Raw genomic sequence first — 23,007 nt, 5'->3', positions numbered from 1 at the left:
ACCGCGGATGGATTCCCATTCTTAACAGAAAAAATCTGTCCCTCCGCCTCATTAGGCAGATTGGAACAGATTTTAGCCTCACATACCCAAATGCTTACTTGCTGAGCTTCAGCTCCAGTTGGACCTGAATGTCATTTTCAGTAGAAAGGACGACCGAATGTGGATTCTCCATACTAAAATCTTCAAAGGTAACCATCGTTGTGGCGGACAACAACACCTGGTCATTTTCATAAGCAGCTTTTACGTCAAACGTTACCTCTTTTTCAATCCCTTTTACCGTTAGGGTTCCGTTCATTTTAAAATCTACAGTCTGTCCTGCCGGCCATTCCGTGGGTACACCTTCAAATGAGGTAGCCTTAAATGTAGCTTGTGGATAAGTGCTTGCATCGAAGAAATCAGCCCCCTTCACATGTCCATCCCGCTGGCTATTGCCTGAATCAATGTCACTCATCTCGATCTGTCCATTCGCCTTCATCTGGGACGCATCGTCTACATTAAGGGTCAGGTTACCACTCACCTGCTCGTCGGCAAAATTGACGGTTTCCTGTGATGTCGTTACCGAGAAATATACTTTTGAACCTTCGCTGATGCTCCAGTCTCCATTCAGTTGCTCTGCTCGCGCTGCATCGTTGGATACGCTTGTACCACTGTCCGATCCGGCTTCCGTTGTGGACGCGGCGGTACTGGCAGGAAGCACCTGTTCAATCTCAACGTTATTGCCCAGGTAACTGTTTGCGAAATAATACCCTCCGCCTCCAAGAATAACAATTGCTGCCGCCCCTGAGATCATCCATGTTTTTGTCTTTTTATTCATCTCTATTTTCCTCCAATGGGTAACTGTATAAGTTGGTTATTTATCAGCATCTTAACAGCCCAATGTGTCAGGATGACGTCAAGAAATGACATACAACGCATTTTTTTCTGAAAATAATTGCCTCATTGGCATTGTGCTTCCGCTCATGTAAAATCAGTACACAAGCTTCTGAAGTGAAAGGAGACACCTTCTTGAAATCCATACTCATCGTCGAAGATGAACAAGCTATCGCCCGTGTGCTGGCTGCCTATCTTCGAAAAGCGGGATTCGACGTTCGTCATGCAGCGGATGGACCCACTGCCCTAACTCTATTTGATTCAGATGTGCCTTCTCTGGTATTGCTGGATGTGATGCTGCCCGGAATGGACGGTTGGGATCTGCTGCGAATCATCCGCGAAAAAAGTGCTTGTCCCGTCATCATGCTAACCGCACTGGATGATATTCAGGACCGCCTGAATGGGCTGAATGCCGGTGCGGACGATTATATGAGCAAACCCTTTGTGCCCGAGGAAGTAGTCGCCAGGGTTAATGCTGTGCTTCGCCGCAACCCACACTGGACAGCAGAAGGTGAAGGCAAACGTTATTTCGGCAATCTGGTCATTGATCTGGCTGCCAAACAGGTACTTTTGAACGGTGCTGAGGTTGCACTTACACCACGTGATTTGTCACTGCTCCTGTTTCTATCGGAATACCCCAACCGCACATTTACCCGGGATCATCTGATTGAACAGGTATGGGGCATGGACTATGACGGAAGTGACCGGGCTGTGGACCTGTCGATCAAACGGCTGCGTCAGGCGTTATCCCACTGGCTGCCGGAAACGGGAGAAATCCGGACTTTACGGGGAATGGGGTATCAATTTTGGATCGCCAACTAAAACGAAATACACCGAAACGTAAAACATCCATTCTGTCTTACTGGACGCTTCGTTATTTTCTAATCCTCTGCATCGGCTTTACCATTATTGTTGCAGGGGCACTTTACTGGATCAGAACCACTTCCATTGAAAAAGGGCTTAAAACGGCCCAACTATTAGGTCTAGAAATCGCCGAGAAGGTAACTGGCACAGAAAACAAACTGCATATTCCCCCGGATCTGGACAGACTCGTGGACAAGCGTACCAAGCTTTTTAATACAGATAATTACTTTTGTATTATGGTACTCGACAACAATAATCAATTGATTTATTCCAAACCAAACATGACGCAGCAGGATGTGTATTATCGGCTGTCTGACGACCTGCGCGAACCAAGAAACAAAAAATTCGCCGGGGTTACGGTTAACGTCACAGATGACGATCAGACGCTCGGTAAAGTGTGGGTCATGCAATCCAAAAAGTCCATTGCATACAATCCGGAAACGATGCTGCTGGTGTGCATCCTGTTTGTCGCTTTAATCCTGTGTGGTTGGTTTACCATCTACCTCCTGTCCCGCAAGCTCTCCAGGCCTATTCGCCAGGTCGCCCATGCCGCGGAGCAGATTCGAAACGGAAACTATGAAGTCAATTTGGATCTGAACACACGGGAACGGGAGATGAATGAACTCGTCGAATCTTTTCGCGAGATGTCCATTCGTTTGCAGCAATTGGAGGAATGGCGTGCCCTGTCACTTGCTGGGGTAACCCATGAATTGAAAACACCGGTAACGTCCATTAAAGGACTTGTGATGGCTGTCCGGGACGATATCGTCAGTCCGGAGGAAGCGAAGGAATTTCTGGACATCGCACTCAAAGAATCCGAACGTATGGAACGTATGGTCGCTGACCTGCTGGATTACAATGCGATGAGCGCTGGAAGTGTTGCTGTTCGTCGGGAACGCATAGATTTGAATTTGCTGGTGGGTGAGATTATCTATCAGTGGAAAATCGCTTATGAGGACAAGTCTCCCGAAATTGAATTGCATACACCTTCGGGTACGCTCTATACCATCGGTGATACCCTTCGGATTCAGCAGATCATTGTCAACCTGCTCAATAACGGACTGCAAGCAGCCGCTTCCGACCAAGCTGCCGTCTTTCATATCCATTTGCGTGCAGAGGAGGACAACCTGTTTGTTGATGTGCAGGATAACGGTACGGGTATCACCAAAGACGATCAACCCAAGATCTTCGAACGTTTCTACCGTGGCGAGATCAAAAAACGCCGTACCCGTGGGCTAGGTCTGGGACTGACCTATAGCCGCTTGCTTGCTCGAGCCCAGGGAGGGGAGCTATCCCTGACCTCCAGCAGTCCTGAAGGCAGCCTTTTCACCTTAACTTTGCCACGATGGTCTGGTCCTGAAAAAACAGAGATAGAACCATCTTACCGCGCAACGGCTAACGCGTAGCAGGACACGATGTCTGCATGTGCCCGGCATCCTTCATAGGAACCGGGCTATTCATTATGTGAGAGTGGTTGCTATATTCATATATAAAACGTTAAATCGAATCGATTCATTCTCATTCATAATTAACAATTTTAATCGTAATTATTACTATTAAATCATAACATAAGACGGCCTCTTTGCAAAGTATACCTGAATTGTCCATCATTTTGCGTAAGGTCCGTCCAATTTGTTGCAAGCCGTAACAAAATTTGCTATTCTAAATATGCATCGTTGTGTATAACGCAAAAAAGCTCTCTATTTACTCGAGAGAGCGAAAAATTCTCCAGATTGCAAGCGGCAACTTGCCATCTCCGGATGTTCTTTTATACCAACGACTGTAATCCAATTAAAGTGAGGTTATCAATCATGGCAAAAGACGTATTATGCGAGGTTAATTCCTGTCGTCACTGGGCTGAAGAGAACAAATGCAACGCATCTTCCATCTACATCGTGAGTCACAGTTCCAAAAAAGTAAGTGAATCCGCTGAAACGGATTGCAAAACATTTGAAGTAAAATAACAAATTCAAATTGTACAAGTTAAAGGAGCCCTTGCGGTTCCTTTTTCTTTTTCTATTGTAGCAAGAATGATAATTATTATCAAGCTCTTTTCTGCAAAATCTGAACTCCCTCTCTTCATGCACATTGGACTGCCTATTAACGTACACTACGAGAGCAGTCAAACTGCCCATGAACGAATAGATCATAGAGGTGAGTAACGATGCCCGTAAAAAGTGGCAAACAGTATATCGAACGTATCGATGCCCAGACGGTCCCATGCTGGTACAAAGGAGAGCTTGTTACTGGAAAACGTTCTGAACATTTTGCGTTTGCAGGTTTGATGCAGACACAAGCGAAGCTGTACGATCTTCAGTCCGATCCGCATTTGATTGATACGATGACTTATGCATCCCCAGCTGACGGAAAACCAGTCGGTATGTCCTTTCTGCCTCCAACCAGTGTGGATGACCTGCGCAGACGCCGAGAAGCCATGAACATTTGGTCAGGGACTCACCATGGTTTTCTGGGACGATCACCGGATTATATGAACACAGCAATTATGGCCTTTTATACTGGAGCAGATATTCTTGAAGAAGTATCACCACAATACGCCGAAAATTTGAGAAACTACTATGCCTACTGCCGGGATAATGACATTACTCTCTCCCATGCCTTTATCCAGCCTCATGCCAGTAAAATTTCAGGACAATTGGACGCGACCGAAGATGCCATTGCCGCCAAAGTGGTTGATCGCACTGAAGAAGGTCTGATCATCAATGGTGCATTCATGATGGCCACTCAGGCCGCCACGTCAGACGAAATCCTGGTGTATCCATCCCCTTCACCGGCACCGTTCGAAGATGAAAATCCGTTCGCTTTTGCCTTTGCTGTACCGAATGACCTGCCTGGAATTAGCCTGATCTGCCGGGATACCTACGCAGCCGAATCCAATTTCAACTATCCACTCAGTTCCAGGTATGAAGAGATGGATAACATCGTCATTTTTGATCACGTGCTTGTTCCCCATGAACGGATATTTTTCGCTGGTAATGAAGAAATGTCCGGCCGCCTCTTTAGCGGAAGCCATTTTCACATTCACGCAGGACATCAGGTCATATGCCGGTATATTGCCAAAACGGAATTTGTTCTGGGCACCATCCAATTACTCGCGGACACGCTCGACCAAGTTGCTGAAACGCATGTAGTAGAGAAAACAGCGAGGGTACTCGCGGGTCTTGAAACGTTAAAAGCACTGGCTCTGGCAGCAGAAGCCGGTGCTATATCCGATGGACGGGGATTTATAATACCTGCCTCCAAACCGTTAATGGCAGCAAACCTTTTATTCCCCAAACTGTATCCAGAGATGATTGAAATCTTGCAGCTCTTGGGTTCCAGCGGCGTAATTATGGTGCCTCAGGAAGAAGAATTCCGCTCCGATATCGCGCCTCACCTGGATACGTACCTTAGAGGAACCGACATGGTATCTCAGGAACGCACAGCATTGTTCCGCCTAATCTGGGAGCTTGGAGCAGGATCTTTCGGAGGCAGACAGACCCAGTTCGAACGGTTCTTTTTTGGCAACTCAATCACCGTGTCGAACCGGATGTATTCAGCATGCTCCGTAGATCAATCGTATCGTCAACTCGTTCGTAATTTTATTGCCAAAACCGGCAAATAAGAATGAGGAATGATCCCTTCGTTTAAACCAGATGGTCGTAGACCGTCATCAGTTCAGAGGCTGGTCTGCCTGCGTCGTTGTCCCGAAGTGCAGACTGGTCTCCGTAACCGATGTGGAATACACCCAATACCTTTTCCTCACACGTTAAACCCATCAAATTCATAAACACGGGATGCTGTTGATAATCATTGATCTTCCAGACCGCATTCAAGCCTTGTTCCGCTGCCAGGATGCAAAAACGTTTGCTCCAGGCTTTTGCAGGCAATAAATGATCCTCCCTGGCACTTGAAGGGGCGACAACAACCAGATGTGCAGGAATAGCTTCTGTATATTGATATGTAGCCCAGTCCCCGTAACGATCTGCCAAATGTGGTGGGTAACTCTGTCTGACCGCCTCCAGATACAGTTGACGTCCTTCACTCGCGAACAACATAAACCGCCAAGGCTCTGAACTCATCACATATAAAGATGGATCTGCTTCGTCCAGCAACCGTCTTATCACCGACTGTGGTACAGGCAACGGGCTGAATTCACAAGTTCCTGTACGTTTCTTGCCGCTTGCTGCATCTTGTCTCAAACCGGTAGACATGGCTCATCCCTCCTCAATATGCACGATAGTTCACAACATCCCTTGTCATTCTTCACATCAACCAGTTTTTTCTCGGTTCATTCTCACTTCTCCACCGATCGACCTCTTCATGCACTCTGGCTTTGTCCCGAACGGTAAATTGGTCAGATTCCACCTTCTCTTCGCTCGGAATGCTATCACGAATCAGTCGAATATAATCCATCGAACGGACAAGGGATTGACGTCCCGGGATATATCGAATCTTGCGACCTTCAAGCAAACAATAGATTTCGATCATGCCTGGCAGCTTGCCAAATGCTTCCCAGCAGAATACGCTCACCATATGCTGGAACGCCTCAACGACGTTTGGATCATGGACAACCATATATTTTTGGATGAGCAGCGAATCCCAGCCCTCTGGCTGCCAAGCCGCCTGAAAGATCATGGACAGATGCATCGACAAGGAAGGAAGCTCCGTTCTCCATTGTTCAAATAGAATGGTCGGATGCTTCAAATCATCGTTCATGGCAATTGCAAGGGATAATTCATCCGTAATTTTGTTTTTTACATCCCAGTAATGAAGTACGGATTCGAATCCGGTTGCCTTTCTAGGCCACCACTTTTCGAGCAAATACTGTACAGGCACCTCTTTGCGCACTTCCGGGTCCAAACTGTAAAAAGCATTGACTGCATGGCTGACTGCATATTGTACACGGTGTCTCCATTGCAGCGGAGAGGGCTGTTCAGCCTCCGGTTCCGGGCGGATGAACCGATGCGGGCTGCGCAGCATCTCTTCCAATCTGTAATCTTCAAGCAGCCGTACCGGGGTGTCTGACATTCCCGGCTGCAAAGCTGCCTGAACATTATGTCTTAACATCAGTTCTTAGGACACCTGTAATCCGGCAGCAGCAAAACGTTTGCCAAAGTCACGGCACGTATCCTTCTCCTGCTCCATCGGACTGTATTCAATCTTCAGCATCTCTGGAGATACCTCCGCCCCACGTTCCACCAGCTTCGCTGCCGCGAGATCAACGGCTCCGCAGTACTGCTCGTAAGAAGTATCCCCGCTTCCGAACACCGCTGCCCGTTTGCCACTCAGATCTAGCTCATCCAGCTCTTCGTAAAAATCGAGGAATTCATCCGGCAGTTCACCGTCTCCCCACGTGTATACTCCAATGAGAAACGCGTCATAATCAAGCACATCAGCTGCATTGCAATCCGTTACGGACTTGAGATCCACTTCATGTCCACCTTGTTTAATTCCTTCGACGATCAGTTCCGCAATCTCTTCCGTATTTCCTGTCATACTTGCATAAGCCACTAACAATTTAGCCATCTATTTTTCCCTCACTTTTTATTGATCATGTCATACTGTTCCTGAAGAAGTAACATTTGAATTTATCAAAATCATATGTGATAATGATTATCATTGTCAAATTAAATTTTCACTCGATTTACATTTCAGTATATGGGGATGTACCAAATTCAACACGATATTAAGCAATTCACCCTTTCAGGCTCCCACCGCAACTGGCGTACAGGCCCTTTTTTGTTGTACAATAGTATCCAAATGACTTTTGAAGGATGGATAAATCATTATGTACGTAGCAAAGAACTGGAAGGACTATGAAGTAATCGATACAGGAGGAGGCGAAAAGCTGGAGCGTTGGGGCGATGTGATTTTACGCAGACCCGATCCACAGATCATTTGGCCCCTTGAAACAGAAACCAATGAATGGCGCCAGGTTCACGGCCATTATCACCGCAGTTCTTCGGGCGGCGGCAGCTGGGACATGAAAAAACCGATCCCGGAACGCTGGACCATCGGATACGAAAACCTGAAATTTCATATTAAACCAACCAGCTTCAAGCATACCGGTCTGTTCCCAGAACAAGCGGCTAACTGGAGCTGGATGATGGATAAAATTGCTGGAGCAGGCCGTCCCATCTCTGTATTGAACCTGTTTGCGTATACAGGTGGTGCAACCGTTGCTGCTGCTTATGCCGGAGCTTCAGTTGTGCACGTGGATGCAGCTAAAGGCATGGTACAGTGGGCCAAAGAGAATGTTCAATTATCTGGCCTCGCGGATCGTCCTGTTCGTTTCATAACAGATGATGTATTCAAATTTGTACAGCGCGAACAACGTCGCGGCAATCGGTATGACGCCATTATTATGGACCCGCCTTCTTATGGCCGCGGCCCTAACGGAGAGACATGGAAGCTGGAAGAGAACCTCTACCCTTTCCTGAAATCGTGTATGGAAATCTTGTCGGATAACCCATTATTCATGCTGGTCAATTCCTATACAACCGGTATTTCGTCTACCGTTCTGCGCAACATGCTAACAATGACGATGTCTGCCCAATACGGCGGTCAAATTACAGCAGGTGAAATTGGTCTTCCCATTACCCGTAGTGGTCTGGATCTGCCATGCGGCATCTTGGGCCGCTGGGAGTCCTGATGATGTCCGAACATTCGCAAACAACGGGAAATATTCCGATTCTGTTTGAGGACAATCACTTGTTAGGCATTACGAAACCGGTCAATGTACCTACCCAGGAAGATGCATCAGGTGATCCGGATTTGCTTACACTGCTGAAACAGGATTTGAAAGAACGCTATAACAAACCTGGCAACGTTTATCTCGGATTAGTACATCGTCTTGACCGCCCCGTTGGTGGTGCGATGATTTTTGCCAAAACATCGAAGGCGGCTTCAAGATTATCCGAGACGGTTCGGGGACGTCATTTCCGCAAAATATATGCGGCTGTTGTACATGGCAAGCTGCCTGCACAGCACGGGACGTTAAAACACACGCTGCTGAAAGATGCGCGTACCAATACCGTCACCGTTGTGCCTAAGGGCACAGCTGGTGGTAAAGATGCTGTTTTGGATTACCGGGTCATCGGCGAAACCGACCGTTACAGCCTGGTTCACATCGAGCTGCACACAGGCAGATCACATCAGATTCGGGTCCAAATGAAAGAAATCGGCTGTCCGCTGTTCGGAGATCAAAAGTACGGTGCAGGCGTGAATAAACCTGGACAACAAATCGCTCTCTGGTCTGCCATCGCTGCTTTTCCCCACCCGGTAACGAAGGAAGAAATTGTCCTCCAATCCCTGCCTCCCCGTGAATTCCCATGGGCAGAGTGGCCGGCTGCTGTATATGATAAAGCATTTAAAGCGGAATATTAATCGATAAACTTAAAATAATCATTCACAGGATCAGGTCAAATCTGACCGTAAACCGTGTCATCCAGATTCCTTATCTGAATGGCACGGTTTTTTACTCCAATGGAAAGGAAGACCCACTTTTATGACACCGTTTACGAAACAGGTCGTCGCTATCATCGCAGCAATCCCTGAAGGAAAAGTCATGACCTATGGACAGATCGCCGCTCATGCAGGCAGCCCAAGAGCCGCCAGACAGGTCGTGCGCATTCTGCACTCCATGAGCCGGAAGGAACGCCTTCCCTGGCACCGCGTCGTCAACGCCAAAGGTCTGATCTCCATTCCCGACGAGCATTCACGCCTGATGCAGGAGACGGATCTTGTTAGCGAGGGTGTTGAATTTCAGATGGATGGAAGCATCAACCTCAGACTCTTCGGTCATGATCCTGGTCCTATCTTCCTCCTTGATTCGTCGACCGAAGAAGATTAAAGTCAACACAAGGCATAACAAAAAGAGAGTTCAAGCAGTGTGATCTGCCTGAACTCTCTTTGTATATATAAGACCTTTATTGAAAGAATAATAACAGTAATCTAGATTGATTTATGCTGTTGCGTTCACTTTTTGCTGCTCAGTTGTAATAGGTTCAGTAGCCGGTTTTGTTTTACGGATAAAGAACGCCAGCAGCAGAGCAACTACAGTCATCGCGGTCGCTATAATAAACGCATAGTTTACACCATAGATTGTTGCATCTGCGGTAGCACGAAGCATTGCAGCCTTATCATCTGTAGCGATTTGTCCTGTAGCCAGGGTATCTGCCAGATGGGATTTCAGCTTGCTACTCATAATTGTAACGAGAATCGCTGTACCAATCGCACCTGCAACCGTACGCAGTGTGTTGGACATCGCTGTACCATGTGCATTTAGACGCTGTGGCAGCTGATTCAGACCCGCTGTTTGAATTGGCATCATCAACATCGACATACCGAACATACGAGCTGTGTAGATAAACATCATGTATCCATAAGTAGTGTCGATCGACAGGCGGCTGAGCCCCCAAGTTGTGACGGCGGTAATGGCAAGACCGGCAACGGACAACCAGCGTGCTCCGACTTTATCGAAGATGCGACCAGTGATTGGAGACATAATCCCCATCAAGATGGCGCCCGGCATCATCAGCAAACCGGATTCAATCGGTGAGAATCCACGAATATTTTGCAGGAAAATTGGAAGCAAAATCATACCTGCAAACATCGCCATCGTAACGAGCATGTTAATAATCGTTGTTAATGTATACATATTGTACTTGAAAATACGGAACTCCAAGAGTGGATGATCGGTTGTCAGCTGTCTAATCACAAACAGAATCAGGGATAACGCCCCTACGACCAGACAAGCAATTACAATTGCACTGCCCCATCCGTCTGTACCCGCATCACTGAAGCCGTACAGCAAGCTACCAAAACCGAGTGTGGATAAAATTACACCTGGATAGTCCAATTTAGGTTTGGATTGACGTGTTACGTTTTTGACAAAGGCAATACCGATTGCAGTTGCAATCACGGAGAATGGCAAAATGATATAGAACAACAGTCTCCAGGAATAATGCTCAACCACATAACCTGAAAGTGTTGGTCCAATGGCTGGGGCCAGGATCATCGCGATCCCCATCGTACCCATCGCCTGACCACGCTTCTCAATCGGGAAGATGGTCAAGAATACAACGGTCATCAGAGGCATCAGGATACCTGCACCTGCCGCTTGAATAACACGACCGACCATCAGGATGGTAAAGTTCGGACTTAAACCACAGACCAAGGTTCCTAATGTAAAGAGCGTCATGGCCGTAATGAAAATTTGACGTGTCGAGAATTTGGCGATCAGATACGCCGTAACCGGAATCAACACACCATTGACGAGCATATAACCCGTAGTCAGCCATTGGGCTTTATTCGCGCCGATGCCGAGGTCCTCCATAATTTTGGGAAGAGCTACGTTCATCAAAGTTTGGTTCAGGAAGGCGACGAATGCACCGATTAACAATGCGGCCACAATCGGGCCTTTCTTAATGTTGTCCATCGCTGAGGATGGCGCTGCTGCTGCAGTAGTACTCATTGGTCGTTCATCTCTCTTCCTTCTAACTTTTCAATCATTTGATTATGAATTCTTAGCAGGTGCTCAAGGTCTTCCTTCGGAATATCCAGAATAGGTGACACTCGCTCCATCCACAAACGGTGTGTTTCCTCCTGAGCCTGTTCTCCTTTGTCCGTAATTTGAAGCTTTACGGATCGACGGTCCGAGTCGGATCGCGTTCGAACAATGTACTTACCCTTGACCAGACGCTCGACCACAGCGCTCATGGAGCTGCTGCCCATATGACAGAGTTCAGCCACTTCATTGATACCGATCGAAGGGCGCTCCTTCAAAATGGATAACACCATAAATTGAATCGAAGTGAGCTCAATTTCCTTGTTTTCATTCCAGAATGCCCGGAAGAGCAGTTGATTGACCTGCCGAAACGAATTAATAATGTAGAATACTTCGTATGTGTCAGACATTAATTCACCCTTTTACTTATGGAATATAATATTTCGTACACGAAATATCAGGGGAACAATTATTTATTATAACAAAAATATTTACATAGTCAACTCTTTACATATAAAATTTTAGAGATTATTCTTAGCCCGTTAAAGCAGACAAAACTCTTTAAAGTACACATCAATAAAAAATAACCACAGCCCTCCTGCATGTTCAGCAAGAGTTCCATGGTTACTATTATTCGTCCGTCCAACATCATTAAGATGTGGACAAGGCATGCTCTTTTGTTTTTGGTGTCGTCATTTTACCTAATAGATAAACCAGCAACTGCTGGTTATGCATTGAAATATTGCTGAGCACCGAATTCATAAATTCATTGCGAATGGTGATTCCCCGTTCGGTCTCCATGCGTCCCTTATCAGATAGGGATACCCATACAATTCGTCGATCCTGATCATCCCGATCCCGGCGAATCAGTCCGTTTTTCTCCATACGATCCAACAACATCGTTACTGCTGCAGGTGTTGTAGCCAGAAAAGGAATCAGATCGGATGGTTTCATCTTCTCGTGATCCTCAAGAACCTCCAGTACAGCCAGCTGCGCCTCTGTTAACGACGGTGCCAGCTCATGATCCATATGCAGCTTGTAGTCCTTGGTCAGCCTCGACCAGCACTTGGCAAAATCAGAATTATACATCTTGAATCGCTCCTCTCTGCAACCGGTTATCACTTCACCTGCTTAAGTTTTCGCCCTTCAAAGCCGCATTCCTGCTGCCTTTTTTCAATTTCCCAGCGATCGACCGTAATCGACGAAGGTTGTTAAACTTCGCATGGAGGTCCTCTTTTAATCCGCGTCCGAACAACAAAATAAGACTCTTCACATGACAGGTTTCCCTGCGTTGCAAAGAGTCTTAGTTGAATTCTTATTAGGAAGAAGAAGCTGTCTGATTCTCTGCGAGATCCATAATAAGCTCCACAATTTCATCCTGTTTGTCCACATGCACAAGCAATTTACCGATATGTTTCCGTTCAGTAATAGGCACAGCTTCGGAAGAAATGTGATGTGATTGACCTTCCTTGGTCATCACCGTTACGTTCCGTTGTTCCCGGCAATAGAAAGCTCCGGCAATTCGACTGCCGTTTGGTTTTACCCGTTTGCCTTCCTTGAACTCAAATGTTGCCAGTCCCTTACCGCCACGGCTCTGCAGAGCATAATCCAGCAGCAACGAGCGTTTGCCATAACCCAAGTCAGACAATATAGCAACCTCGCCTTCATCGCCTTCCACCCACAGAACAGATACGACTTCATCCGTTTCTTTTAACTGAATACCCCGTACGCCTCCAGACACACGTCCCATCGGATTCACTTCATCCTCACGGAACCGGATGGCCATGGCTTCTTTGGTGATCAGCATGATGTCCTTGTCACCTGTACTTAGATGAACGGATAATACCTCATCATCCTTACCAACTTTGCATGCGGCTACTGCGCCGGAACGCTTGGTGACGTATTCCTTCAGCTCGGTACGTTTCACCTGTCCTTTGCGGGTGACAAAGACCAGGCTGTGGTCCGGTTCTTCGAAGGATTTCACGGCAAGCACACTTGAGATGCGATCATCCTTTGCAAGAGGAATGACGTTGACGATCGCCGTACCTGGATCTTTCCACTTGAATTCCGGTACCTGATGCACAGGCAACATGAAATACTGGCCCTTCTTCGTGAATACCAGCAGGTTCTCAAGCGTGTTCACTTCAAGGACCTGAGCGATATAATCGCCTTCCTTCACACCACTTGCGTTACGTTCCCCGCCGGAGCGTGTGAATGATTGCATGCCTGTACGCTTGATGTAGCCCTCTTTGGACAAGGTGACAAATACATCTTCGGCGTTCACCAGCACTTCCAGATTAACCTTGAGTTCTTCTACTTCGCCCTGAATGGCTGAGCGACGGTCAATGCCGTATTTCTCACGAATCTCCATCAGCTCTTTGCGGATGACTCCGATCAGCTTGCGGTCACTATCCAGAATGGAGCGTAATTGCGCAATCTTTTTCATCAGCTCGCCGAGTTCCTTTTCCAGAGAAGTAATCTCCAGATTGGTCAATCGGTATAATTGCAAAGTCAGAATGGAATCCGCCTGCCGTTCGGAGAAACCAAACATCCACATCAGGTTATTTTGAGCATCCTGACGGTTCTTCGACGCTTTAATAGCCGCAATGACCTCATCAAGGATGTTAAGAGCTTTTACCAGACCTTCCAGCACATGTGCACGGTCTTCCGCCTTCTCCAGCTCAAAGCGGGTACGGAACGTCACAACTTCACGCTGATGGGCAATATAAGCCTCGAGGATTGATTTCAATCCCAATTGCTGAGGGGCTTTGTTTACAATCGCAACCATGTTGAAGTTGTAAGTGACCTGCAAGTCGGTTTTCTTCAGCAAATAAGCCAAAATACCTTGCGCATCCGCTTCTTTTTTCAGCTCAACCACGATTCGCAGGCCTTCACGCCCACTCTCATCCCGCACTTCAGCAATGCCTTCAACCTTCTTCTCCAGTCGAATGTTCTCCATCGCTGTAACCAGACGGGATTTTACGACCTGATATGGAATCTCGGTTATCACGATTTGCTGTTTGCCACCGCGCATATTCTCGATATCGGTTTTGGAGCGGAGATAGATGCGTCCTTTACCTGTGCGATAAGCATCCAGAATGCCGTCGCCGCCCATAATTAATCCGCCTGTCGGAAAATCCGGACCTTTGATGAACATCATGATCTCGTCCAATTCAATCGACGGCTTCTCCATCACGGCAATACAAGCATCAATGGTTTCACGCAAATTATGCGGAGGAATCTCCGTTGCAAAGCCAGACGATATCCCACTTACACCATTGACCAGCAGGTTCGGATAACGCGATGGTAATACAACCGGTTCTTTGGCCGTATTATCAAAATTATCCTTAAACAGAACAGTCCGTTTCTCAATATCCCGAAGCATCTCCAATGCGATGGGCGACAAACGGGCCTCCGTATACCGCATGGCCGCTGCCGGGTCATCATCCTGTGATCCCCAGTTTCCATGACCGTCCACGAGCATATGCCCCATTTTCCATGGCTGTGCCATCCGTACCATACCATCATAGATGGAGGAATCCCCGTGAGGATGGTAGTTACCCATAACATCCCCAACCGTTTTTGCGGACTTCCGATATGGTTTCTCGGGTGTATTACCTGAATCGTACATAGCGTAAAGAATACGCCGCTGCACCGGCTTCAATCCATCCCGTACATCGGGAATGGCCCGGTCCTGAATAATGTATTTGGAGTAGCGACCGAAACGGTCACCTACGACCTCTTCGAGAAAGGCCGGCATAAATTGTTCTGATAGACTCATTCCAAGCACCTTCTATTCTTCGTACTCTGTAAAGTCGACGTTCTCTACAATCCAGCGTTTGCGCGGATCAACTTTATCACCCATAAGCGTAGATACTCGACGCTCCGCTTTCGCTGCATCAACGATCTGTACCTTGAGCAATGCACGTGTTTCCGGGTTCATTGTAGTCTCCCACAATTGATCCGGATTCATCTCGCCAAGTCCTTTATAACGTTGGAGCTCCACATTGGTTCCAAATTCTTTCATGTAATTCGCCAGCTCTTCATCCGTCCAGGCATAACGTACACTAGCCATTTTGCCTGATTTGCGTGTGAGTTTGTATAATGGCGGCTGAGCGATATATATTTTCCCTGCATCAATTAAAGGTTTCATGTAGCGGTAAAAGAAAGTCAGCAATAGTACCTGAATATGTGCACCATCCGTATCAGCATCCGTCATAATTATGATTTTGGAATAATTGCTGTCTTCAACTGCGAATTCGGTTCCAATACCCGCCCCGATCGCCGATGTAATGGCGCGGTATTCTTCGTTTTTGAGGATATCAGCCAACTTTGCTTTTTCCGGATTCAGCGGTTTCCCCTTAAGCGGGAGTATCGCCTGGATCTTGGAGTCACGTCCCTGTTTAGCTGAACCACCTGCGGAATCCCCTTCGACGATAAACAGTTCATTCCGGGTAAAATCCTTCGATTGTGCCGGAGTCAACTTGCCATTGAGGTTGGAGCTTTCGCTGCGTTTTTTGCCCGTCCGCATCTCATCACGTGCTTTGCGTGCAGCTTCTCTGGCTCTGGAGGCCTGAACCGCTTTGCGAATCAACGTTTGCGCAACCTGCGGATTTTCTTCCAAAAACCGCTGGATGTTCTCGGACACGACAGAATCCACTGCGCTTCGCGCGGAAGCGCTACCGAGTTGGTCCTTCGTTTGTCCTACGAATTCGACCTCCGACATTTTGACACTGATGACAGCCATCATGCCTTCACGCAAATCATTACCTTCAAGGTTTTTATCTTTTTCCTTAATCATGCTGGTACGCCTTGCGTAATCATTCATCACACGTGTATAAGCTGCTCTGAATCCGGTCTCATGTGTACCGCCGCCCCTAGTGGGAATCGAGTTGACGAACGACGCCAGCGTTTCCGTATAACCCGCGTTATACTGAATCGCCACTTCGACCTCAATGTCATCCTTCTCCGCATAGAAGTGAATGACATCATGCAGCACATCTTTATTTTCGTTAAGAAAAGCAACAAACTGGCTTGCTCCGCCTTCGTACATGTACTCATCCTGATTGCCTGAACGTTCGTCCTTGAGTACAATTCTCAGACCCGAATTCAGAAAAGCAATCTCCTGAAGACGTTCTGCCAGTGTATCATAATTCAATTGAATGCCGCTCTGAAACACCCGAATATCCGGTTTAAACGTAACTTTTGTTCCCGTTCGATTGGTATTGCCCAATACTTCGAGACCAGACACCGGTTCTCCGACATGCTCAACGCCTTTTTTGTCCTGCCAATACTCGAATCGTTGACGATGAATCTTGCCATCACGGAAAATCTCGACTTCAAGCCATTCGGACAATGCGTTTGTAACTGACGCACCTACACCGTGCAAACCGCCGGATTTTTTATATCCTGATCCACCGAACTTTCCGCCTGCGTGCAAAATCGTAAACACGACCTGGGGAGTAGGAATCCCTGTTTTATGTATACCTGTCGGAATTCCCCTTCCGTTATCCTGAACTGTAACAGAACCGTCCTTATGCAGCGTGATATCGATTTTGGAGCAGAATTTGGCGAGATGTTCGTCGACAGCGTTATCCACGATTTCCCATACCAAATGATGTAGACCCGAAGAGCTGGTGCTGCCGATGTACATCCCCGGCCGTTTCCGTACCGCTACCAGTCCTTCAAGTACTTGAATGTCGTCCGCGTCGTAGCCTGAAGACCCATGTCCTCCGCCTGTCGAACCTGCCGACATATCGATTTGCTCGACCATTCATGCTCCCCCTTCTTAACTTGCAACTAAAAAAATGCCTGAAATGCAAACAGATGTTTTCTTATCCTTGTCCATTTTAATTCAAGATATCCCGTTTCGTAAAGACAATGAATGACACAAAGAGTGAAGCGATGCCCCAAACACTAAGCACAATAAGGGAAAAACCCAAATTCATCCCTTCAATTGGTGGTAATCCGCCCGACAAATAATCTGGAAGTTCGAGGTTAACCATAAACAAATATTTGGCTGACTGCCAGGATGCGGCCATACTGGTGAGAATCGTCCCTGCTATGAGAGCTGCCATCATGATAACAATACTTGCAGCTGTACTTCGCACTAATACAGAGACCATGAAGGCAAGCATTGCCACAATAATACTGACAAACCAGATCAGCCCTGCCTGCATTAGCATGTACAGCCATTGGTCCACAGCATGGACTGCCGACATATCGACATCTGTGCCCACAACCTTAAACCCGGTAAAGATCGGCATGCCGAAACCTTTATATCCGAACACCGCTCCCGAGATGACATAACAGATAATGTACGCCGACACCACAATAATCGACACGAACATAATCAGCGTTATGAGCTTACTCAGCAGCACTTTCCAACGTTTGACCGGACGGGTCAGAAGCATTTTAATCGTTCCTGTGGTGCGCTCACCGGATACCAGATCCGAAGCGATTGCCATAATGAGCAGCGGGATAAACAGTCCAACGGCGTTATTCATGAATTCCCGTGTAAAAGTTACACCGCCAGGCTCCTTGGGATTGATGTCATTCTCCAGATAGTATTGCATTTGCTGAATGTACACAGTCCTGTACTTTTTATATTCTTCAGGTACCCGGTCACTGCCAAGCGAGTTCTGATTATCCGTAATGGCCTGTTGCAGTTCAAGCCGCCAATCGCCGCCAAACTTGTCACGATTATTTTCCGCAGATTTCATCTGGGCATACGTAAACATCGGAACCAGGACCGCGAGTACGATAAAAATAATATAAAGACGTTTCTTCTTTACCATCTTAATCGTTTCGTTTCGGATCAGCGGCATGATGTTACTCAATGGATTCACCTTCTGTCATTTTTAAGAATAGCTGTTCCAGCGTAGGCTGAATCCGCTGCACACCTTCAACCTGAATTCCGGCTTGCACCATTTGCTGCACCAGAGCCGCAATCCGCTCTTCATGCATTTCAGCAACGACAGCATTCGGACCAAGCCCTGCAACAATGGTATCGTCCATAACATCAGCAGGCCGATCCACCAGGGAAATGCCTGCATTCAGCAGCATTTTTTTACCTTCCTCCAGCGGAGTAACATGCCATATTGCCAATTTGGAATGGTCCTCAATTAGTTCATTGACACCGCCAACTGCAAGCACGCGCCCTGCACTGATAATCGCCACCCTGTCACAGAGAAGCTGGATTTCGCTGAGCAAATGACTGCTGACGAATACTGCCATGCCTTCGCTCGCAAGCTGTTTGATAAAGATGCGGAGTTCCTTAATCCCTTTGGGATCAAGTCCGTTCGTTGGCTCATCCAAAATCAGCAGCCGCGGCCGTCCAAGCAAAGCTTGTGCAATGCCAAGCCGTTGACGCATCCCCAGAGAGTAAGTTCTTACTTTATCATGAATCCGCTGATCGAGGCGTACAATATCGACAACTTCCTGAATACGGTCATTATCCACCCCTGGCTGCATACGGGCAAAATGCTCAAGATTCTCCCATCCGGTCAAATACGTGTACACTTCCGGGTTTTCAACTATAGAACCGACATATTTCAAGGCCCGTTCAGGATCACGATTGACATCATATCCACAGACTTGAATTTTACCTTCTGTCGGTTTAATCAGATCAACTAACATTCGAATGGTTGTTGTCTTCCCGGCACCATTCGGTCCGAGAAAACCGAAAATCTCGCCTGGTTTAACATCAAAAGTGACATCCTTAATGATCCATTTGCGTCCAATCTTTTTCTTCAGATGCTGCACGGACAATACGGAATCAGTCTGTTCTTGTGCCATTTATTTTCCGCTCCCTTCTGCTGGAGTCTCTGCCTGATATTCCTGTGCAATCCGAACGGCAATTTGCTCGTAGCCTTCTCCATTGGGATGAAAATGATCTGACGACAGATACTGTCCCAGATGATTTTCAAACAGATCAAATGTAGGCACAAGTGTCATTTTGTCCTCGTTGTTCAGAACCTTCATTGCAGCATCGTTCCATGCAGTTACAACCGCATTTCCCGGCTCTTTGAGTTCTTTCACATCCCCAAACGGATTGTATAGCCCTATGTAGGCAATCTGTGCATCAGGGTTAATTTCTTTCACTTTCTTCAAAATCTCCTGCAAACGCTTCGACGTCTCCGGTAATGCCGCAGTAAGTGTCTCTGCCGTTGGCGTGTCTTCTCCCTGAAGAACCTGTCCGCCCTGGAATAGGTCATTGGCTCCAATCGACAACAGAATAAAGTTGGATTGTTGTAAGACATAACGTACGCCCTGTTCATCTAACTTGTTCAACAATGCGTCTGTTCTCAAACCATTCACACCCATATTGTTCAACACTTGTACATCATATCCCTGATCTTTGAGCAAATTCCCTGCCCGTCTTACAAATCCAAGCCCTTCATCATCCCCCGTACCTCTTGCCAAGGAATCACCGATCACAGCCATTCGAATTTTGCCATCCTTCACCGCAGGCGTGGATTGTCCATTATCTTTGGCAGGTGTCGTTGTTTGCTGTCCTGTATCTAATTGGGCATTTCCCTCAGGAAAAATGACGTCTTTAATGGCGTATCCAAATCCAAATAACAGCAGCAATGTTGTTAATATGGATACTGTGCTAATGGTTCTCCAGATCCATGGCGCTGAATCAAGATTTCTTTTTTTCATTCATCACATCTCCGCTCATGTACACCTGGCCGGGTACTTAAAATTTAAAATGATTTTACATTAAGATGACGCTTTTTCTAAATAACATAAATGTTCTGTCGTTAATTTGCAAATTTTGCCGCTGTAATAAGCAGAATTCAGTTTCAAATATGCTTTTAACAAAAAAAAGCTATGTCACGCACAGCTTCGAACTGTGACGACATAACCTTTTTTTGAACTAAAATCGGAATATTATTCAATAAAATAAAATTAATTACCGATAAATTCTTGAGCCCAGTATCCGTTGTAGTATCCAACACCGATTTTCGTGAAGTTTTTGCTCAGGATATTCGCACGGTGGCCTTCGCTATTCATCCAGGCTGTAACAACCTCTTGAGGTGTTTTTTGCCCTTTTGCGATATTCTCGCCAGCATAGCTGTAAGTTACTCCGAATTGTTTCATCATGTCAAACGGAGAACCATAGGTCGGTGATTGGTGATCAAAATAATTGTTGTTGCTCATATCTTTAACTTTGGCTACAGCTACTTTGTCCAACAGAGCATCGGAAGCCAATGCGCTCAGGCCAGCTTTGGCACGCTCAGCATTCACAAGTTTTACGACTTGAGCTGCAAAATCCGATTGTGTGCTCTCGCTGCCACTGTTGCCTGTGTTGCCTGTAGTTGTTCCATTTCCAGTTCCACTATTTGAAGGATCTTTGGCTGGTGTAGTTGCCGGTTTATCTTCTTGAGTTGGTTTTGCAGGTGTTACCGGTTTTGCAGGTGTTGTCGGTTGAGCAGGTTTGGTAGTTTGATCAGGTTTAGTTGTTTGATCAGGCTGTGTTGCAGGCTTCTCTACTGTTGTTTGCCCTTCGCCAGTGGTTACAGTGTAACCATTATCTTTCAACCATTGTTCAATGTACGCTTTCAAGCTTTCCGCACTCGTAATTTTATACGTTGCAGTTTTAGTCGTTGTTTTATATGATGCATCTGCAGCAGAAGCGGAAGCAGGGAGCATAACCCCTACGGCGAGTACGGCTGTCAGACTGCTGGTTACCACGGTTTTCATCCATTTTTTCTTCAAATTCATTCATCTCCTTAGAAATATTAGTTATGACAACTTTGTAATTAATACTCTTGGAGTATATCAATTGAATAGTAGATTGTGAACCCATAAATTATGGAAAAGTAACTTTTTTGTCATTTTTAATCCTGTTTCAAATAGGTGTGGACGGTTTATAGTACATTGCACCATATCCTGCAGCTTGCTCTTAAAACGCTGGTATATCAACTAAAATCCTGTACATCACACATATAATACGGCATAAAAAAATGGCATCCGGACAAAAAAAGCTCGCCGAATGCCACTTATCTTCTGTTTATCATTCACCACACCAAAAACGTGAAGATCCCGATATAATAAAACTCTTTTTCTATAGAAGGACTTTACTGAAACGATAGCCTCTCTTCTGGAAACCAATATGCTCGTAGAAAGAATAGGTTGTTGAAGTCACTTCACGGTTCGCTCCGGTGACAAACAATTGTTTCCCACCTTGCTGTCTGCCCCAATCCTCGGCACGAGCCATCAGACGACGGGCAATTCCTCCCCCACGATGTTCTTGTCCTACAATCAAGGATGTAATTTGTGCGGCAGGTTCCGGATAGGCATGACTTTGCACACATTGCAAGCCAATCACACCAATAATCTGTTCATCCACTTCGGCAACAAGCATGCATGCGTTTGGATTGCTTTCCAAACATTCAATACGCTCTTTCATGACATTGGCTGTTGTCGGATAGCTGACCTCTCGCATCAGTCCCGTTACCGCTTCAGCATCTCGCAGTTCACACTCTCGGATCATCAGTACAGGGGCCTCAACATTATTGGACATGATTTACCTCCACTTTCAGCATATTAGCGGCTTGTACCGCTGTTTTACGAGCTTCTTCCACATCTTGACCGGCACTTAACGCTACGGCCATTCGGCGTCCCACTTTGGTCTCAGGTTTGCCAAATACACGAACCTGAGTACGAGGAAACGCCAGTGCTTCTTCAATCCCGCCTACAGTAAAGTCAGATGTTTCATCATTAGCCTTCAGCGTTGCTGAAGCTCCCGGTGTCAGTAAATGTACATCTGTGACCGGAAAACCAAGAATTGCACGCACATGCAGCGCAAACTCGGAACTATCTTGCGTTACCATAGTAACCATGCCTGTATCATGCGGACGAGGCGATACCTCGCTGAACACAACTCCATCTGATGTCAGGAATAGTTCAACCCCGAACAGTCCATAACCACAGAGTTCATCCGTAACCAACTTGGCAATATGACAAGCTTGCTCCCATTGCTCCGGTGTCATCGCGTGAGGCTGCCACGATTCGACATAATCCCCATCTTTCTGAATATGACCGATTGGAGGACAAAATACAGTCCCTGAGACAGATCTAACCGTGAGCAGCGTAATTTCGCTGTCAAACTTCACAAAGCTTTCCACAATGACACGTACGGATTTGCCACGTGCTCCCGAAAGAGCAATGTTCCAGCAATTCTCTACGTCATCCGGTGTGCGGCATACACTCTGCCCTTTGCCTGAAGAACTCATTAGTGGTTTGATGACGCATGGTGTACCCAATTCACGAACAGCTTCCTGAAGTTGTTCCAGGTTGTCCGCAAAAAGATAGGCCGCTGTCGGAAGGTTCAATTGTTCGGCTGCCAGACGGCGGATGCCTTCGCGATCCATCGTTAAACGGGCAGCACGGGCCGTAGGAACGACACAAAATCCTTCTTCCTCAAGCTCGAGTAAAGCTTCTGTAGCGATTGCTTCAATCTCAGGTACGATGTAATGAGGTTGTTCCTTTCGGATCAATTGTTTCAAAGCTTCGGCATTTAACATGTCGATGCAGTAAGACTGATGTGCAACCTGCATGGCAGGTGCGTTTTCGTAACGATCAACAGCGATCGTCTCTACTCCCAGTCGCTGGGCCTCAATAACGACCTCTTTTCCCAATTCTCCGCTGCCCAGTAGCAGCATTTTTTTGGCTTGAGCCGAAAATGGAGCACCCCACATGTTCTTTCCAATCCTCCCAAAGAGAAATCTTCTATATCTATCTCTCTATTTTCGGGG

Annotated in this window: 22 protein-coding genes; 7 read left to right on the top strand and 15 right to left on the bottom strand. The window is 46.7% G+C overall.

Features of this window, described 5'->3' with window-relative positions:
* Nucleotides 1–94: 94 nt before the first annotated feature.
* Nucleotides 95–814: a YceI family protein gene (locus BMW94_RS17620; RefSeq protein WP_091000320.1), complete on the bottom strand. Its 720-nt coding sequence runs from the start codon at nt 812–814 to the stop codon at nt 95–97.
* Between the two features lie 191 nt (nt 815–1,005).
* Between BMW94_RS17620 and BMW94_RS17615 the strand changes: the two genes are divergently transcribed.
* The 4 genes from BMW94_RS17615 to BMW94_RS17600 all read left to right on the top strand — a co-directional run bounded on the left by BMW94_RS17615 (nt 1,006) and on the right by BMW94_RS17600 (nt 5,356).
* Nucleotides 1,006–1,692: a response regulator transcription factor gene (locus tag BMW94_RS17615; protein WP_091000319.1), complete on the top strand. Its 687-nt coding sequence runs from the start codon at nt 1,006–1,008 to the stop codon at nt 1,690–1,692.
* Nucleotides 1,677–3,140 (top strand): HAMP domain-containing sensor histidine kinase, encoded by a 1,464-nt coding sequence (locus BMW94_RS17610; protein ID WP_091000318.1) that lies wholly within the window; start codon nt 1,677–1,679, stop codon nt 3,138–3,140. The genes BMW94_RS17615 and BMW94_RS17610 overlap by 16 nt, the downstream gene beginning before the upstream one ends.
* Before the next feature lie 405 nt (nt 3,141–3,545).
* Nucleotides 3,546–3,698 carry a DUF1540 domain-containing protein gene (locus BMW94_RS17605; protein WP_090807335.1) on the top strand — a complete coding sequence of 51 codons (153 nt, stop codon included), beginning with the start codon at nt 3,546–3,548 and terminating at the stop codon, nt 3,696–3,698.
* 200 nt (nt 3,699–3,898) lie between these two features.
* Nucleotides 3,899–5,356, top strand: a complete 1,458-nt coding sequence (locus BMW94_RS17600; RefSeq protein WP_091000317.1) for a 4-hydroxyphenylacetate 3-hydroxylase family protein — start codon at nt 3,899–3,901, stop codon at nt 5,354–5,356.
* A gap of 22 nt (nt 5,357–5,378) precedes the next feature.
* Here BMW94_RS17600 and BMW94_RS17595 read toward each other — a convergent pair whose 3' ends face one another.
* Genes BMW94_RS17595 through BMW94_RS17585 form a run of 3 tightly spaced genes read right to left on the bottom strand, consistent with a single transcriptional unit; the run spans nt 5,379 to nt 7,260 of the window.
* Nucleotides 5,379–5,945: a nitroreductase family protein gene (locus BMW94_RS17595; RefSeq protein WP_091000316.1), complete on the bottom strand. Its 567-nt coding sequence runs from the start codon at nt 5,943–5,945 to the stop codon at nt 5,379–5,381.
* Nucleotides 5,946–5,997: 52 nt separating this feature from the next.
* Entirely contained in the window at nt 5,998–6,801 is an 804-nt protein-coding gene (locus BMW94_RS17590) for a hypothetical protein (RefSeq protein ID WP_091000315.1), read from the bottom strand.
* A gap of 6 nt (nt 6,802–6,807) precedes the next feature.
* Nucleotides 6,808–7,260, bottom strand: coding sequence for a flavodoxin (locus BMW94_RS17585; RefSeq protein WP_091000314.1), 453 nt, complete (start codon nt 7,258–7,260; stop codon nt 6,808–6,810).
* A gap of 262 nt (nt 7,261–7,522) precedes the next feature.
* Between BMW94_RS17585 and BMW94_RS17580 the strand changes: the two genes are divergently transcribed.
* The 3 genes from BMW94_RS17580 to BMW94_RS17570 all read left to right on the top strand — a co-directional run bounded on the left by BMW94_RS17580 (nt 7,523) and on the right by BMW94_RS17570 (nt 9,586).
* A complete protein-coding gene (locus BMW94_RS17580; RefSeq protein ID WP_091000313.1) occupies nt 7,523–8,386 on the top strand; it encodes a class I SAM-dependent methyltransferase in 864 nt (287 codons plus the stop codon).
* Nucleotides 8,386–9,120: an RluA family pseudouridine synthase gene (locus tag BMW94_RS17575; protein ID WP_091000312.1), complete on the top strand. Its 735-nt coding sequence runs from the start codon at nt 8,386–8,388 to the stop codon at nt 9,118–9,120. The genes BMW94_RS17580 and BMW94_RS17575 overlap by 1 nt, the downstream gene beginning before the upstream one ends.
* Before the next feature lie 121 nt (nt 9,121–9,241).
* Nucleotides 9,242–9,586, top strand: a complete 345-nt coding sequence (locus BMW94_RS17570; protein WP_091000311.1) for an MGMT family protein — start codon at nt 9,242–9,244, stop codon at nt 9,584–9,586.
* Between the two features lie 111 nt (nt 9,587–9,697).
* On the opposite strand, the gene BMW94_RS17565 is transcribed toward BMW94_RS17570, so the two are convergent.
* From BMW94_RS17565 to purT, 11 genes are all read right to left on the bottom strand, one after another.
* Complete coding sequence (locus BMW94_RS17565; protein WP_091000310.1) at nt 9,698–11,209, bottom strand: DHA2 family efflux MFS transporter permease subunit; 1,512 nt, start codon at nt 11,207–11,209, stop codon at nt 9,698–9,700.
* Nucleotides 11,206–11,652 carry a MarR family winged helix-turn-helix transcriptional regulator gene (locus tag BMW94_RS17560; protein ID WP_091000309.1) on the bottom strand — a complete coding sequence of 149 codons (447 nt, stop codon included), beginning with the start codon at nt 11,650–11,652 and terminating at the stop codon, nt 11,206–11,208. The genes BMW94_RS17565 and BMW94_RS17560 overlap by 4 nt, the downstream gene beginning before the upstream one ends.
* 241 nt (nt 11,653–11,893) lie before the next feature.
* Entirely contained in the window at nt 11,894–12,331 is a 438-nt protein-coding gene (locus BMW94_RS17555; protein ID WP_063563171.1) for a MarR family winged helix-turn-helix transcriptional regulator, read from the bottom strand.
* Nucleotides 12,332–12,560: 229 nt separating this feature from the next.
* On the bottom strand, nt 12,561–15,023 hold the full coding sequence (gene gyrA, locus BMW94_RS17550; RefSeq protein WP_091000308.1) for a DNA gyrase subunit A: 2,463 nt from the start codon (nt 15,021–15,023) through the stop codon (nt 12,561–12,563).
* A 12-nt stretch (nt 15,024–15,035) separates the two neighbouring features.
* Complete coding sequence (gene parE / locus BMW94_RS17545) at nt 15,036–17,015, bottom strand: DNA topoisomerase IV subunit B (RefSeq protein ID WP_091000307.1); 1,980 nt, start codon at nt 17,013–17,015, stop codon at nt 15,036–15,038.
* A gap of 76 nt (nt 17,016–17,091) precedes the next feature.
* Nucleotides 17,092–18,081, bottom strand: coding sequence for an ABC transporter permease (locus BMW94_RS17540; RefSeq protein ID WP_091000306.1), 990 nt, complete (start codon nt 18,079–18,081; stop codon nt 17,092–17,094).
* The gene (locus BMW94_RS17535) at nt 18,074–19,039 is read right to left on the bottom strand and encodes an ABC transporter ATP-binding protein (protein ID WP_139209362.1); all 966 of its coding nucleotides are present in this window, start codon (nt 19,037–19,039) and stop codon (nt 18,074–18,076) included. Before BMW94_RS17535 ends, BMW94_RS17540 begins: the two co-directional genes overlap by 8 nt.
* The gene (locus BMW94_RS17530) at nt 19,040–19,906 is read right to left on the bottom strand and encodes a GDSL-type esterase/lipase family protein (protein ID WP_091000305.1); all 867 of its coding nucleotides are present in this window, start codon (nt 19,904–19,906) and stop codon (nt 19,040–19,042) included.
* Nucleotides 19,907–20,155: 249 nt separating this feature from the next.
* Nucleotides 20,156–20,965 (bottom strand): CAP domain-containing protein, encoded by an 810-nt coding sequence (locus BMW94_RS17525; RefSeq protein WP_175480746.1) that lies wholly within the window; start codon nt 20,963–20,965, stop codon nt 20,156–20,158.
* 349 nt (nt 20,966–21,314) lie between these two features.
* Nucleotides 21,315–21,773 carry a GNAT family N-acetyltransferase gene (locus tag BMW94_RS17520; RefSeq protein ID WP_091000303.1) on the bottom strand — a complete coding sequence of 153 codons (459 nt, stop codon included), beginning with the start codon at nt 21,771–21,773 and terminating at the stop codon, nt 21,315–21,317.
* On the bottom strand, nt 21,763–22,950 hold the full coding sequence (gene purT / locus BMW94_RS17515; RefSeq protein WP_091000302.1) for a formate-dependent phosphoribosylglycinamide formyltransferase: 1,188 nt from the start codon (nt 22,948–22,950) through the stop codon (nt 21,763–21,765). The genes BMW94_RS17520 and purT overlap by 11 nt, the downstream gene beginning before the upstream one ends.
* Nucleotides 22,951–23,007 lie beyond the last annotated feature (57 nt).

This window comes from Paenibacillus sp. OK003 (assembly GCF_900109515.1).
Lineage (GTDB): Bacteria > Bacillota > Bacilli > Paenibacillales > Paenibacillaceae > Paenibacillus > Paenibacillus marchantiae.
The sequence above is the reverse complement of the archived record's forward strand: the minus strand, read 5'-3'. Positions and strand labels throughout refer to the sequence as shown.

Excerpts from the sequence above, each read along its gene's own strand:
- BMW94_RS17585 (WP_091000314.1), bottom strand. The coding sequence starts at position 7,260 with ATGGCTAAATTGTTAGTGGCTTATGCAAGTATGACAGGAAATACGGAA.
- BMW94_RS17600 (WP_091000317.1), top strand. The coding sequence starts at position 3,899 with ATGCCCGTAAAAAGTGGCAAACAGTATATCGAACGTATCGATGCCCAG.
- BMW94_RS17570 (WP_091000311.1), top strand. The coding sequence starts at position 9,242 with ATGACACCGTTTACGAAACAGGTCGTCGCTATCATCGCAGCAATCCCT.
- BMW94_RS17520 (WP_091000303.1), bottom strand. The coding sequence starts at position 21,773 with ATGTCCAATAATGTTGAGGCCCCTGTACTGATGATCCGAGAGTGTGAA.
- BMW94_RS17530 (WP_091000305.1), bottom strand. The coding sequence starts at position 19,906 with ATGAAAAAAAGAAATCTTGATTCAGCGCCATGGATCTGGAGAACCATT.
- purT (WP_091000302.1), bottom strand. The coding sequence starts at position 22,950 with ATGTGGGGTGCTCCATTTTCGGCTCAAGCCAAAAAAATGCTGCTACTG.
- BMW94_RS17560 (WP_091000309.1), bottom strand. The coding sequence starts at position 11,652 with ATGTCTGACACATACGAAGTATTCTACATTATTAATTCGTTTCGGCAG.
- BMW94_RS17595 (WP_091000316.1), bottom strand. The coding sequence starts at position 5,945 with ATGTCTACCGGTTTGAGACAAGATGCAGCAAGCGGCAAGAAACGTACA.
- BMW94_RS17580 (WP_091000313.1), top strand. The coding sequence starts at position 7,523 with ATGTACGTAGCAAAGAACTGGAAGGACTATGAAGTAATCGATACAGGA.
- BMW94_RS17555 (WP_063563171.1), bottom strand. The coding sequence starts at position 12,331 with ATGTATAATTCTGATTTTGCCAAGTGCTGGTCGAGGCTGACCAAGGAC.
- BMW94_RS17565 (WP_091000310.1), bottom strand. The coding sequence starts at position 11,209 with ATGAGTACTACTGCAGCAGCAGCGCCATCCTCAGCGATGGACAACATT.
- BMW94_RS17535 (WP_139209362.1), bottom strand. The coding sequence starts at position 19,039 with ATGGCACAAGAACAGACTGATTCCGTATTGTCCGTGCAGCATCTGAAG.
- BMW94_RS17590 (WP_091000315.1), bottom strand. The coding sequence starts at position 6,801 with ATGTTAAGACATAATGTTCAGGCAGCTTTGCAGCCGGGAATGTCAGAC.
- BMW94_RS17620 (WP_091000320.1), bottom strand. The coding sequence starts at position 814 with ATGAATAAAAAGACAAAAACATGGATGATCTCAGGGGCGGCAGCAATT.
- parE (WP_091000307.1), bottom strand. The coding sequence starts at position 17,015 with ATGGTCGAGCAAATCGATATGTCGGCAGGTTCGACAGGCGGAGGACAT.
- BMW94_RS17575 (WP_091000312.1), top strand. The coding sequence starts at position 8,386 with ATGATGTCCGAACATTCGCAAACAACGGGAAATATTCCGATTCTGTTT.
- BMW94_RS17605 (WP_090807335.1), top strand. The coding sequence starts at position 3,546 with ATGGCAAAAGACGTATTATGCGAGGTTAATTCCTGTCGTCACTGGGCT.
- gyrA (WP_091000308.1), bottom strand. The coding sequence starts at position 15,023 with ATGAGTCTATCAGAACAATTTATGCCGGCCTTTCTCGAAGAGGTCGTA.